This is a genomic window from Pseudomonas sp. REP124 (assembly GCF_020164475.1).
GTDB lineage: Bacteria > Pseudomonadota > Gammaproteobacteria > Pseudomonadales > Pseudomonadaceae > Aquipseudomonas.
The window spans coordinates 1-13491 of the sequence record NZ_JAIQWX010000158.1 but is presented as its reverse complement, the minus strand read 5'-3'; the positions used below and the strand labels follow the sequence as shown (position 1 = coordinate 13491).

General features: G+C 61.1%; 13 protein-coding genes. 12 read left to right on the top strand and 1 reads right to left on the bottom strand.

Features of this window, described 5'->3' with window-relative positions; all coding sequences use genetic code 11:
• Positions 1-59: 59 nt before the first annotated feature.
• Entirely contained in the window at positions 60-986 is a 927-nt protein-coding gene (gene epsC / locus K9857_RS25915; protein ID WP_224540695.1) for a serine O-acetyltransferase EpsC, read from the bottom strand.
• A gap of 190 nt (positions 987-1176) precedes the next feature.
• On the opposite strand from epsC, the gene K9857_RS25910 reads away from it, so the two are divergent.
• The 12 genes from K9857_RS25910 to K9857_RS25855 all read left to right on the top strand — a co-directional run bounded on the left by K9857_RS25910 (position 1177) and on the right by K9857_RS25855 (position 13444).
• Complete coding sequence (locus tag K9857_RS25910; RefSeq protein WP_224540692.1) at positions 1177-2169, top strand: D-cysteine desulfhydrase; 993 nt, start codon at positions 1177-1179, stop codon at positions 2167-2169.
• 316 nt (positions 2170-2485) lie between these two features.
• Entirely contained in the window at positions 2486-3280 is a 795-nt protein-coding gene (tcyJ, locus tag K9857_RS25905) for a cystine ABC transporter substrate-binding protein (protein ID WP_224540691.1), read from the top strand.
• Positions 3280-3945, top strand: a complete 666-nt coding sequence (gene tcyL / locus K9857_RS25900) for a cystine ABC transporter permease (protein ID WP_224540689.1) — start codon at positions 3280-3282, stop codon at positions 3943-3945. Before tcyJ ends, tcyL begins: the two co-directional genes overlap by 1 nt.
• A gap of 4 nt (positions 3946-3949) precedes the next feature.
• Entirely contained in the window at positions 3950-4705 is a 756-nt protein-coding gene (gene tcyN, locus K9857_RS25895; RefSeq protein WP_224540687.1) for an L-cystine ABC transporter ATP-binding protein TcyN, read from the top strand.
• A gap of 348 nt (positions 4706-5053) precedes the next feature.
• Entirely contained in the window at positions 5054-5767 is a 714-nt protein-coding gene (locus tag K9857_RS25890) for a hypothetical protein (protein WP_224540684.1), read from the top strand.
• A gap of 326 nt (positions 5768-6093) precedes the next feature.
• Entirely contained in the window at positions 6094-7335 is a 1242-nt protein-coding gene (locus tag K9857_RS25885; protein ID WP_224540682.1) for an SfnB family sulfur acquisition oxidoreductase, read from the top strand.
• Positions 7336-7357: 22 nt separating this feature from the next.
• Complete coding sequence (locus tag K9857_RS25880; RefSeq protein ID WP_224540679.1) at positions 7358-8551, top strand: SfnB family sulfur acquisition oxidoreductase; 1194 nt, start codon at positions 7358-7360, stop codon at positions 8549-8551.
• A complete protein-coding gene (locus K9857_RS25875) occupies positions 8551-9909 on the top strand; it encodes an LLM class flavin-dependent oxidoreductase (RefSeq protein ID WP_224540676.1) in 1359 nt (452 codons plus the stop codon). Before K9857_RS25880 ends, K9857_RS25875 begins: the two co-directional genes overlap by 1 nt.
• Positions 9910-10052: 143 nt before the next feature.
• Positions 10053-10862, top strand: coding sequence for a MetQ/NlpA family ABC transporter substrate-binding protein (locus K9857_RS25870; RefSeq protein WP_224540674.1), 810 nt, complete (start codon positions 10053-10055; stop codon positions 10860-10862).
• A gap of 2 nt (positions 10863-10864) precedes the next feature.
• Positions 10865-11986: a methionine ABC transporter ATP-binding protein gene (locus tag K9857_RS25865; RefSeq protein ID WP_224540671.1), complete on the top strand. Its 1122-nt coding sequence runs from the start codon at positions 10865-10867 to the stop codon at positions 11984-11986.
• Complete coding sequence (locus K9857_RS25860) at positions 11976-12620, top strand: methionine ABC transporter permease (RefSeq protein WP_224540669.1); 645 nt, start codon at positions 11976-11978, stop codon at positions 12618-12620. The genes K9857_RS25865 and K9857_RS25860 overlap by 11 nt, the downstream gene beginning before the upstream one ends.
• A gap of 479 nt (positions 12621-13099) precedes the next feature.
• Positions 13100-13444: a DUF6124 family protein gene (locus tag K9857_RS25855; protein WP_224540667.1), complete on the top strand. Its 345-nt coding sequence runs from the start codon at positions 13100-13102 to the stop codon at positions 13442-13444.
• Positions 13445-13491: the final 47 nt, after the last annotated feature.

Here is a 13491-nt window from a genome sequence, read left to right as displayed (position 1 = left end):
CCTGTAGGAGCGAGGCTTGCCCGCGAAGAGGCCAGCTCAGTCAATGAAGATCAGAAACCCTATTTCTGCGTACCATCATCAACCTGCAAACTCGCCTGCGTCAGGTTGCTCCCCGGCGGCACGCTGCGGGTCAGCCAGACGTTGCCGCCGATGGTGGTGCCCTTGCCGATGGTGATCCGGCCCAGGATGGTCGCGCCGGCGTAGATCACCACGTCGTCCTCGACAATCGGGTGGCGTGGCTGGCCCTTTTGCAACTGACCGTCCTCGTCCGCCGGAAACCGCTTGGCGCCCAGGGTCACCGCCTGATAAATCCGCACCCGCTCGCCAATGATCGCCGTCTCTCCGATCACCACGCCGGTGCCGTGGTCGATGAAGAAACTGCGGCCGATCTGCGCCCCAGGGTGAATGTCGATACCAGTGGCCGAGTGGGCTATTTCCGCGCTGATCCGCGCCAGCAACGGCAAGCCGGCGCGATACAGATGGTGAGCCAGGCGATGGTGAATCACCGCCAGAATCCCCGGGTAGCACAGCAGCACTTCATCGACGCTGCGCGCCGCCGGGTCACCGTGATAAGCGGCCAGCACATCGGTATCCAGCAGGCTGCGCAGCCCCGGCAACGCGAGGGCGAAGTCCTGAATGATCTGGGTCGTTCTGGCCTCGACCTCTTCCTCGGCCTGGGCGCTGTGGCGAGCGGCGTAACGCAGTTCGAGTCGCGCCTGAGCCAGCAACGCATTCAACGCCACGTCGAGGGTGTGGCCGACGTAGAAGTCCTCGCTCTCTTCACGCAAATCCACCGGCCCCAGGCGCATCGGAAACAGCGCCCCGCACAGCGCCTCGAGAATCTCCGCCATGGCCGCCCGGGACGGCAACTCGCGACCTCCCTGCTCGGTGCTGGCGCGGCCGTTCTGTGCACGCCACTGGTCACGCGCGCCGCGCAATTGGGTGACGATGGTCTGCAATTGCCAATGGCTGGAACGCTCACTCACGGTAAAAACTCCTCACGGGCGACCGGACTGTCTGGCCGCACTGACGGCGATTACTCTACGGCAAGGCGCGCGCGGCAAATTAAGAACCAATAGTGCTGGATCAAGCACGTTTGGCTATAAGCGATTGGCGGTTGCCCCGGCTTTTGGCCGTGCCTATAGTCGTTTGATCATTCACCGCCAGTACGGACCCATGATCAAACAACAGCTTGCCCGTTTTAACCGTCTCGACCTGCTCGGTCAGCCCACCGCCCTGGAAAAACTCGAACGCCTGTCGACCTGGCTCGGGCGCGACGTGTACGTCAAACGCGATGACCTCACACCGCTGGCGATGGGCGGCAACAAGCTGCGCAAACTCGAATACCTGTGCGCCGATGCCCTCGAGCAGGGTGCCGACACACTGATCACCGCCGGCGCTTTGCAATCCAACCACGTGCGCCAGACCGCCGCCATTGCCGCCAAACTGGGCCTGGGCTGCGTCGCCCTGCTGGAAAACCCGCTCAATACCGAAGACCCCAACTACGTCGGCAACGGCAACCGCCTGTTGCTCGATCTGTTCGATGCCAAGGTCGAACTGGTGGAAAACCTCGACAACGCCGACGAGCAATTGCATGCCCTGGCGGCGCGTCTGCGCAGCAACGGCAAAAAGCCGTATCTGGTGCCGATTGGTGGCTCCAATGCTTTGGGCGCCCTGGGTTACGTGCGCGCCGGTCTGGAGCTGGCCGAGCAGATCAAGGACACCGGGCTGAATTTCGCCGCCGTGGTCCTGGCCTCGGGGAGTGCCGGCACCCACAGCGGTCTGGCGCTGGCGTTGAACGAAGCGCTGCCGGATCTGCCGGTGATTGGTGTCACGGTTTCCCGTAGCGAAGAAGATCAATTGCCGAAGGTCCAGGGCCTGGCCGAACGCACCGCCGAACTGCTGGGCGTGAGCCTGCCGGACAGCTTCAAGGTGGAACTGTGGGACGAATACTTCGCACCGCGCTACGGCGAGCCGAATGCAGGGACGCTGGCGGCGGTGAAGCTGGTGGCGAGTCAGGAAGGCTTGCTGCTGGACCCGGTGTACACCGGCAAGGCCATGGCGGGGTTGCTGGACGGCATCGGGCGTCAGCGTTTCGACGATGGCCCGATCATCTTCCTGCACACCGGCGGGGCGCCGGCGTTGTTTGCCTATAAGGAATTCCTGTAACAACGCTGTCCCTGTAGGAGCGAGCACGCTCGCGATGGTGGTTCGGGCACCGCGGGGTGTCTGGATGCCAGCGTTATCGTCGACCTCCATCGCGAGCATGCTCGCTCCTACAGGGGGCTGTTTATATTCATAAAAGAAATAAGCGTTAGAAAATTTATTATTTTCTAATCTAAAAACGCCATCATATAGTCATGCTATACGCGAATTTCCCGAGAGACGCATACGCTGCTTTAAGGCAGGATAGCGCTGTCGTCCAATTCCCGTTTTCGCCAACCTTTCCAAACGCAACTTCCATAAGAAAACACAGGGGCTAGTCATGAATTTTTCCGCACTACGTCGAAATCTGCTGGTGGGTTCGCTGGGCCTGGCACTGAGCGCCGGCCTGATCGGCAACGCCGTTGCCGGTGAGCAACTGCAAAAAATCAAGGATGCCGGTGTGATCAACATCGGCCTTGAAGGCACCTACCCACCGTTCAGCTTCGTCGATGCCGACGGCAAGCTGTCCGGTTTCGAAGTCGAACTGTCCGAAGCCCTGGCCAAGGAGCTGGGCGTGAAGGCCAAGCTGCAACCGACCAAGTGGGACGGCATCCTCGCGGCACTGGAATCCAAGCGTCTGGACGCTGTGGTCAACCAGGTGACCATCTCCGAAGAGCGCAAGAAAAAGTATGACTTCTCCGAGCCGTACACCGTTTCCGGCATCCAGGCACTGGTTCTGAAAAAGAACGAAGGCGCGATCAAGTCCGCCGATGACCTGGCCGGCAAGAAAGTCGGTGTAGGCCTGGGCACCAACTACGAGCAGTGGCTCAAGGACAATCAGCCTAAAGCCATCATCAAGACCTACGACGATGATCCGACCAAGTTCCAGGACCTGCGCAACGGCCGCATCGACGCCATCCTGATCGACCGTCTGGCCGCGCTGGAATACGCCCAGAAAGCCAAGGACACAGTCGCCGCAGGCGCTGCGTTCTCCCGTCAGGAAGCCGGTATCGCCCTGCGCAAAGGCGAGCCTGAGCTGCTGGACGCGCTGAACAAGGCAATCGAGAAGCTGCGCGCCGATGGCACCCTGGCCAAGCTCTCGGAGAAATACTTCCAAGCTGACGTCACCAAATAATGGGAGAAGCTTTCCAACTCGCACTGGACTCCGCGCCCTTTCTGCTCAAGGGCGCGTACTACACAGTGATCCTGAGCCTGGGCGGGATGTTCTTTGGTCTGGTGATGGGCTTCGGCCTGGCGCTGATGCGTCTGTCGCGCTTCAAACTGGCCAGCTGGATCGCCCGCATCTACGTGTCGTTCTTTCGCGGCACGCCGTTGCTGGTGCAACTGTTCGTGATCTATTACGGCCTGCCGCAAATAGGTCTGGAACTCGATCCGCTGCCAGCGGCCCTGATCGGCTTCTCGCTGAACATGGCCGCCTATGCCTGTGAAATCCTGCGTGCCGCGATCAGCTCCATCGAGCGCGGCCAATGGGAAGCGGCGGCCAGTATCGGCATGACCCGCGCGCAGACCCTGCGCCGGGCGATCATTCCGCAGGCGATGCGCACCGCTTTGCCGCCACTGGGCAACAGCTTCATTTCCCTGGTCAAGGACACCGCGCTGGCAGCCACCATCCAGGTGCCGGAGCTGTTCCGTCAGGCGCAACTGATCACCGCCCGTACCTTCGAAGTCTTCACCATGTATCTTGCCGCCGCGCTGATCTACTGGGTTCTCGCTTCGGTGCTGTCGCACCTGCAGAACCGGTTGGAAGCCCGGGTCAATCGGCACGACCAGGAGTCCTGACCCCATGATTGCCGTGGAAAAACTGACAAAGCAGTTCAAGGGTCACGTCGTGCTCAACGGCATCGATCTGCAAGTGAAGGAAGGTGAGGTCGTGGCGATCATCGGGCCCAGCGGCTCGGGCAAGACCACGTTCCTGCGTTGCCTGAACTTCCTGGAAGAACCCACCAGCGGCCGGATCAAGGTCGGCGATATCGAGATCGATAGCAGCCGCCCGCTGACCCAGCAGCAAGGCCTGGTGCGCACCCTGCGCCAGCACGTGGGTTTCGTGTTCCAGAACTTCAACCTGTTCCCCCATCGCACTGCTTTGGAAAACGTCATCGAAGGCCCGATCGTCGTCAAGAAGGTCCCGCGCGATGAGGCCGTTGCCCTGGCGAAAAAGCTGTTGGCCAAGGTTGGCCTGGCAGGCAAGGAAGACGCTTACCCGCGCCGCCTCTCCGGCGGTCAGCAACAACGGGTGGCGATTGCCCGCGCACTTGCGATGGAACCGGAAGTGATCCTGTTCGACGAGCCGACCTCGGCACTGGACCCTGAGCTTGTGGGCGAAGTGCTGGCGACGATCCGGGGCCTGGCTCAGGAGAATCGCACCATGGTCATCGTCACCCACGAAATGGCCTTCGCTCGCGATGTGGCCAACCGTGTGGTGTTCTTCGACAAGGGCGTGATCGTCGAGCAAGGCGAAGCGAAGGCGCTGTTTGCCAACCCGAAAGAAGAGCGGACTAAACAGTTTTTGAGCAAGTTTTTGAGCAACTCGCACGCTTGATGTTTCCATCGTAGAACTCCCAACTTCCATGGATGGAAGTTACTCCTCCCCAAAAACAACTTATTCGAATAGGTGCGCTACATAGTTATGTGCCGCGCGATACTTCGCTTGTTTCCCCTGCATCCAGATTCTCATGGTCTTTTTCGACTGGCGCCCGCGTTTATTGACCTCGACGCGTAGGAGTCTTCTGAATAACCGCAGATCGCTTACATATATATCGTGCGCTATTGACTCATATTCAGCGCAACTTTTATCTAACGATCCCACTTGCCATTTCAAAGCAAAATCAAACTTCCTTTCCTGTTTCAGAAATGGATTTCGCTGAACGACTTCAAGGAGAGATACCCCATGAATTGCATCTCACGCATACCGTCTTTGGCACCACCGACCCTGCCGCAAATCAGCAAGGAAGGAATCAATTGCCTCGCGGCGACCCATCTGCGGGTCGAGGTAGGGCCGTACGCCGACATGGACAAGGGCGACCTGATCGAACTGTTCTGGGACGGCCTCTTCGTCGCCTCCCGCGGGGTGACGACGCAGGACGTTGGTCACACGGTCAGTCTGCGGGTACCGGAAAGCTTCATCGCCAGCGGCGCTACCTGGGTGCATTACCGGGTGATGCAGGTCGGCAGAAGCCCGGCGCTGTCGGTGGCGACGCGGGTACAGATCAAACTCGACTGCCCCGGTGGTTCTCTGGGCGATGACGAAAACCAGTTCCTGGCGCCGGTGGATCTGCCCGCCACCATCCGCCGCCGAGGGCTCAATGCACGGCAGATCCGGCGCGGCGTACCGCTGACCATCGAGCCTTATCTGAACATGGCCGAGGGCGACGAAATCACCCTGCGCTGGGGCGATGCGCGCATGGACCTGCCCCCGCTGAAAGTCTGCGATGTAGGGCTGCCCATCCAGCTCTGGGTACCGCCCACCATCATCCTTGAAGCCGGCGAAGACCTGCGCCTGGAAGTCACCTACTGCATCCTCGACCGCGTCGGCAACAACTCCCGCTGGGCCCCGGCCCGCACAATAAGAATCGCCTCCCACATCCAACCGCATCCCCTGTAGGAGCCGAGCTTGCTCGCGATGGAGGCCCAGACACCGCAGGCATCCAGACACCCCGCGTCATCGTTGACGACCATCGCGGGCAAGCCTCGCTCCCACAGGGATTGCGTTTGCCACAGGTCTCGCGATCTATCTCTATACATATTCCTAAAAGTTAGTTCATAACTTTTTTATAAACGCTTAGGGTATATGCACCGGACCACCGGACATTCTTGTTTTCGTTCGCCGCGAAGCGGCGTTTCCATGAGATGTGAGGTAGGTATGGTCCGGAACACAATCACCCCAGTGCAGATCGCCAGGGCATTGCATGTAGCCAAGGAGTGGCAGTGATGTCCAGTCTGGCAGACGCAGTCGTCCAGAGTGATCTGGACATCGCCCCGCTGTTGTTGCCCGCGCAAGTGCTGCGCAACGACGCACAAGCCATCAAGGCCGCCCACGAGCTGGCGCAAGTTGCGCGCCTGCAGGCGGCCAAACGTGACCAGCAGCGCAAGCTGCCGTGGTCGGAAATCGAGCAGTTCACCCGCAGCGGCCTGGGCAGCATTGCCATCCCGCGTGAGTACGGTGGGCCGCAGGTTTCGTTCGTCACTGTCGCCGAAGTCTTCGCGATCATTTCCGCCGCCGATCCGGCGCTCGGGCAGATCCCGCAGAACCAGTTCGGCATCATCAATCTGGTGCTCGGCAGCGCTACCGAAGCGCAGAAAAAACACCTGTTCAAAACCGTGCTCGAAGGCTGGCGCATCGGCAATGCCGGGCCGGAACGCGGCACCAAGAACACCCTGGAACTCAAGGCGCGCATCACCGCCAATGGCGAGGGTTACGTCCTCAACGGGCAGAAGTTCTATTCCACCGGCGCGCTGTTCGCCCACTGGGTAGCGGTCAAGGCGCTCAACGACGACGGCAAGCAAGTGCTGGCCTTCGTTCGTCGCGGCACGCCAGGGCTGCGTATCGTCGATGACTGGTCCGGCTTCGGCCAGCGCACCACCGCCAGCGGCACCATCCTGCTCAACAATGTGCTCGTCGACGCGGATCTGGTCATCGACAACTGGAAGATCAACGAAAAGCCCAACACCCAGGGCTCGATCTCCCAACTGATCCAGGCCGCCATCGACGCCGGCATCGCCCGGGGCGCCATCGATGACGCCATCGAATTCGTGAAAACCCGCGCACGCCCGTGGATCGACGCCAACGTGGAGCGCGCCAGCGATGACCTCTACGTGATCGCCGACATCGGCAAGCTGAAGATCGAACTGCACGCCGCCGAAGCGCTGCTGCGCAAGGCCGGGCAAGTGCTCGATCAGGTCAGCGCCGCTCCGCTCACCGCCGAGTCCGCCGCGCGCGCCTCGATTGCCGTGGCCGAAGCCAAAGTGCTGACCACCGAGATCGCCTTGCAGGCCAGCGAAAAGCTGTTCGAGCTGGCCGGCAGCCGCGCCACCCTCGCCGAATTCAACCTCGACCGCCACTGGCGCAACGCACGCGTGCACACGCTGCACGACCCGGTGCGCTGGAAGTATCACGCGGTCGGCGCCTATCACCTGAACGGCACCTTGCCGGCTCGCCATTCCTGGATCTGAAACCAGACATCTGGAGAAGCACATGACCCTTTCTCAACGCGTCGCGGTCATCACCAGCGATGAGCAAGCCCTGATCGTCGCCAGCGACCTGGCCGAAGATTTCAAACGCGACAGCGCCCAGCGCGACCGCGAACGCCGTCTGCCACACCCGGAACTGGAAGTGTTTTCCCGCTCGGGCCTGTGGGGCATCAGCGTGCCCAAGGAATACGGCGGCGCCGGCGTTTCCAACGTCACCCTGGCCAAGGTCATCGCCTTGATTGCCCAGGCCGACGGCTCGCTGGGGCAGATTCCGCAGAACCATTTCTATGCCCTGGAAGTGCTGCGGGTGAACGGCAGCGAAGAACAGAAACAACGTCTGTACGCTGAAGTCCTGTCCGGCCAGCGTTTCGGCAATGCCTTGGCTGAACTGGGTACCAAAACCGCTCACGACCGCACCACACGACTGACACGCGATGCTGACGGCTATCGCATCAACGGCCGCAAGTTCTACGCCACCGGGGCGATTTACGCCCAGCGCATTCCCACCTCGGTGATCGACGAAAACGGCGTACAGCAACTGGCCTTCGTCCCTCGCGACAGCCAAGGCCTGACCGTGATCGACGACTGGAGCGGCTTCGGCCAGCGCACCACCGGCAGCGGCTCGGTGGTGTTCGAGGATGTCTTCGTCGCCGCGCAAGACGTGATCCCGTTTCAAAGCGCCTTCGAACGCCCGACCCCGGTCGGCCCGCTGGCCCAGATTCTCCACGCCGCCATCGACACCGGCATCGCCCGCGCCGCCTACGAAGATGCCCTGCATTTCGTGCGCACCAAAACCCGGCCATGGATCGACGCGACCCACGACAGCGCCAGCGAAGACCCGCTGACCCTCAAGAGCTTCGGCCACTTGAGCATTCGTCTGCATGCCACCGAAGCGCTGCTGGAACGCGCCGGCGAGTACCTCGACAAAGCCCAGGCCGAAACCAACGCGAACACCGTCGCCGCCGCCTCGATTGCCGTCGCCGAAGCGCGAGCGATCAGCACCGAAATCTCCCTCGCCGCCGGCACGACCTTGTTCGAACTGGCCGGCAGTCAGGCGACCCTGCGCGAGCACGGCCTGGACCGGCACTGGCGCAACGCCCGGGTGCACACCCTGCACGACCCGGTGCGCTGGAAGTATCACGCGGTGGGCAATTACTACCTCAACGACGCAAACCCGCCACTGCGGGGGACCATCTGATGAGCGATGCGAAAAAGAAGATCCTGCTCAACGCGTTCAACATGAACTGCGTCGGCCACATCAACCATGGCCTGTGGACTCACCCACGGGACACCTCGACCCAATACAAGACCATCGAGTACTGGACCGAGCTGGCGCAATTGCTCGAGCGCGGGCTGTTCGACGGCCTGTTCATCGCCGACATCGTCGGTGTCTACGACGTGTATCAGAACTCGGTGGACGTGCCGTTGAAGGAGTCGATCCAGCTGCCGGTCAACGACCCGCTGCTGCTGGTGTCGGCCATGGCGGCGGTGACGAAAAATCTCGGTTTCGGCCTGACCGCCAACCTCACCTACGAACCGCCGTATCTGTTCGCCCGTCGCATGTCGACTCTCGATCATCTGAGCCGTGGGCGTGTGGGCTGGAACATCGTCACCGGCTACCTCGACAGCGCCGCCAAGGCCATGGGCCTGAGCGAGCAGGTCGAGCACGACCGGCGCTACGACCAGGCCGACGAGTACCTGGAGGTGCTCTACAAACTCTGGGAAGGCAGCTGGGAAAACGGCGCGGTGCTCAACGATCCGCAGCAGCGCGTGTATGCCCAGCCGGACAAGGTGCACAAGGTCGAGCACAAGGGCGAGTTCTATCAGGTCGACGGTTATCACCTGTGCGAACCCTCGCCGCAGCGCACGCCGGTGCTGTTCCAGGCGGGCGCCTCCGATCGCGGCCTGCTGTTCGCCGGACGCCATGCCGAGTGCGTGTTCATCAGCGGCCAGAACAAACCGTCGACCAAGGCCCAGGTGGACAAGGTCCGCGCCAGCGCTGTCGAGGCCGGGCGCAATCCCGAAGACATCAAGGTGTTCATGGGCCTGAACGTGATTGTCGGCGCCACCGAGGAACTGGCCTGGGCCAAGCACGCCGAGTACCGCAGCTACGCCAGCGCCGAGGCCGGCGTGGCGCATTTTTCGGCCTCCACCGGGATCGATTTTTCCGAGTACGAGATCGACGAACCGATCCAGTACGTGAAGAGCAACGCCATCCAGTCCGCCACCAAACACCTGCAGAACAACGACTGGACCCGGCGCAAATTGCTCGACCAGCACGCACTGGGTGGGCGCTATATCACGGTGGTGGGTTCGCCGGAGCAAGTGGCGGATGAGCTGGAGTCGTGGATCGCCGAAACCGGGCTGGATGGCTTCAACCTGACGCGAGTTGTCACGCCGGAGAGCTATGTGGATTTCATCGATTTGGTGATTCCTGAGTTGCAGCGACGGGGGTCGTACAAGACCGCTTATGAGGATGGCAGCTTGCGGGAAAAGCTGTTTCGCGAGGGGGCGCTTTTGCCTCAGCAACATATCGGCTCGGCTTACAGGCGCTAAAAGCTTCGCGGGCAAGCCTCGCTCCTACAGGTTTTGATCGAATCGATCATTCGTGGGCGACCGATACCTGTAGGAGCGAGGCTTGCCCGCGAAGAGGCCCTGACAAACACCAAAAAATTAATGCACTGACTGGAAACCTGATCATGAAAAAAACCAACCTCACCCACCCAGTCAAAGCACTGGCCCTGGCCCTAGGCCTTTTCAGCTCCCTGACCTTCGCCGCCGAACCCCCACTGAAAATCGGCACAACCGCCGCCTTCGCCATCCCGCTGGAAGCCGCCGTCGCCGAAGCCAACAAACAAGGCCTGAAAGTCGATCTGGTGGAGTTCAGCGACTGGATCGCGCCCAATGTCAGCCTCGCCGCCGGTGACATCGACGTGAACTACTTCCAGCACATCCCGTTCCTGGAAAACGCCAAGGCCGCGGCCGGGTTTGACCTGGTGCCGTTCGCGCCGGGGATCATCAACAACGTCGGCCTCTACTCGAAAAAATACAAAAGCTTCGACGAGCTGCCCGAAGGCGCCAGCGTCGCCATCGCCAACGACCCGATCAACAGCGGCCGTGGTTTGCAGCTGCTGGCCAAGGCCGGGCTGATCACCCTCAAGCCCGGCGTGGGCTACAAGGCCACCGAGGACGACATCGTCGCCAACCCGAAAAAGATCAAGATCCTGCAGGTCGAAGCCGTGCAACTGGTGCGCGCCTACGACGACGCCGATCTGGTCCAGGGCTACCCCGCCTACATCCGCCTGGCGAAGACCTTCGACGCCGGTTCCGCCCTGCTGTTCGACGGCCTCGATCACAAGGAATACGTGATTCAGTTCGTGATCCAGCCAAAGAGCAAAACCGACCCGCGCCTGATCAAGTTCGTCGACATCTACCAGCATTCGCCAGCTGTGCGCGCAGCATTGGATAAAGCCCACGGCAAGCTGTACCAAGCCGGTTGGGAGAGCTGAGCATGACTGCCGCCACACAACTGCGCCTGGAGATCCCGGCGCCCCATGACGCACAGCAGACGGAACTGCACCCCGAACTGAACCGCGCCCACGTGCGCTTCATCAACCTGGGCAAGACCTATGACGGCCAGCAAGGACCGGTGGCCGCCCTGCACGGCATTGACCTTGCGATCCAGCGCGGCGAAGTGTTCGGCATCATCGGCCGCAGCGGCGCCGGCAAGTCGTCGCTGATCCGCAACATCAACCGCCTCGAACAACCGAGCAGCGGCCGGGTGCTGATCGATCAGGTAGACATCGGCGAGTTCGACGAAGACCGTCTGGTGGCCCTGCGTCGACGCATCGGCATGATCTTCCAGCACTTCAACCTGATGTCGGCCAAGACGGTCTGGCAGAACGTCGAATTGCCGCTCAAGGTCGCCGGTGTACCGAAGGAAAAACGCGAGCAGAAGGTGCGCGAACTGCTGGAGCTGGTGGGCCTGGAAGCCAAGCACAAGGCCTATCCGGCGCAGTTGTCCGGCGGGCAGAAACAACGTGTCGGCATCGCCCGCGCGCTGGTTCATGATCCGGCGATTCTGTTGTGCGACGAAGCCACTTCGGCGCTGGACCCGGAGACCACGCAATCGATTCTCGGCCTGCTGCGCGAGATCAATCAGCGGCTGGGTTTGACCATCATTCTGATCACTCACGAAATGGCGGTGATCCGCGAAATCTGCGATCGCGTTGTGGTGCTTGAACGTGGGCGCGTGGTGGAACAAGGGCCGGTGTGGGAAGTCTTCGGCAACCCGCAACATGAGGTCAGCAAGACTCTGCTCGCGCCGTTGCAGCATGCGCTGCCGGCGGAGTTGCAGAGCCGTCTGCAGGCGCAACCGCAGACGTCGGAAGACGCTGTCGTCCTGCGCCTGCAATTCACCGGATCGGCGCAGGACGAGCCGGACATCGCCGCCCTGTTCAGCGCCCTCGGTGGCCGTGTGCGTCTTCTGCAAGGTGGCGTGGAACGGATTCAGGGTCATGCGCTGGGGCAGTTGCTATTGGCGGTGACGGGCTCGTCGCTGAGTGCCGAACAATTGCGCCAGCGCGCCGGGCAATGGGCGCAGCAAGTGGAGGTGTTGGGTTATGTGGTTTGATCGCTTGCTGCAAGGCTTCATCGATACCTTTCTGATGGTCGGCGTGTCGTCGCTGATCGCCCTGCTGGCGGGGATTCCGCTGGCGGTGATTCTGGTCACCAGCTCCAAAGGCGGCATCTACGAAGCCCCCGCGTTGAACCGCGCGCTGGGCGCGTTCGTGAACCTGTTCCGCTCGGTGCCGTTTTTGATTTTGATGGTGGCGCTGATTCCGTTCACCCGGCTGATCGTCGGCACCACCTACGGTGTGTGGGCGGCGGTTGTCCCGCTGACCATCGCCGCCACGCCGTTCTTTGCGCGGATTGCCGAGGTGAGTTTGCGCGAGGTGGACAACGGGCTAATCGAAGCGGCGCAGGCCATGGGTTGCCGGCGCCAGCACATTGTCTGGCATGTGTTGCTGCCCGAAGCGCTGCCTGGGATTGTCGGCGGGTTCACCATCACCTTGGTAACCATGATCAACTCCTCGGCCATGGCCGGGGCGATCGGGGCTGGCGGGTTGGGGGACATTGCGTATCGGTATGGGTATCAGCGGTTCGACAGCCAGATCATGTTGACGGTGATTGTGTTGCTGGTGGCGTTGGTGGCGGTGATTCAGCTGAGCGGCGACCGCCTGGCCCGGGCGCTCAACAAGCGCTAACACGATCTACTGTAGGAGCGAGCACGCTCGCGATGGTCGCCAACGATAACGCTGGCCGCCTGACACCCCGCGGTGTTTGTGACTCCATCGCGAGCATGCTCGCTCCTACAGGGGAAGGTGTTGATGGGGAAATCGGCGATATTTCTTACAAGATAATCAGCGATTCTGTCAGCTCATTCGCTATCTTTTGCAGGACATTTCCTAGATCATTTCGCCCGCTTGCGCCTGGCAAATCCGGTGGCTAGTCTCGGCCCGTCACTGCTTTTTGGTGATCGGGTTTAGTAGCCCCGGACAATAGGTGTATAGCGATCCATGCTCATGCTCGGCGATGTTGCCGCACGCAGAAATGGTAGCTGTGCGTGGGGCATCTTCGGATGCACCGGTTTTCCTATTGACCGGCCTACTACCTGCGCACAGCCACCACCCAATCGTTTAGTAGGCGACAAGTGATGGCTCCTGTTCAGCAATAGGAGTAAGTCATGGAAAAGTCTGTCCCCGATCCACCATCCGAAGAACCCACCCCCGAAGACCCCATCAGGGATCGATCCGCGCTCTACCGCGCCATCGATTTCTACCTCACCGGGGATCAACCCTCCCCGCCCGATGAATTGCGTTTCTACAACGTCAGCAAAGACGTGAGTTTCGAAGACACCCAGCTCTATCTCGCCGACCTGTTGCGTTGCGCTTCAGTGAGCGCCTATCAATGTGGCGACCATTTGAAAGGTGCCGACAGGGCGATGGTGTATTCGATATGGCATTTACTGGAGATCGCCAAGGCGATGGTCGATCACTCCATTGAGTGTCTGGGGATGAAGAAGGGTTGAGTCAGTGAAATTGTCTTCGCGGGCAAGCCTCGCTCCTACAGGGGACA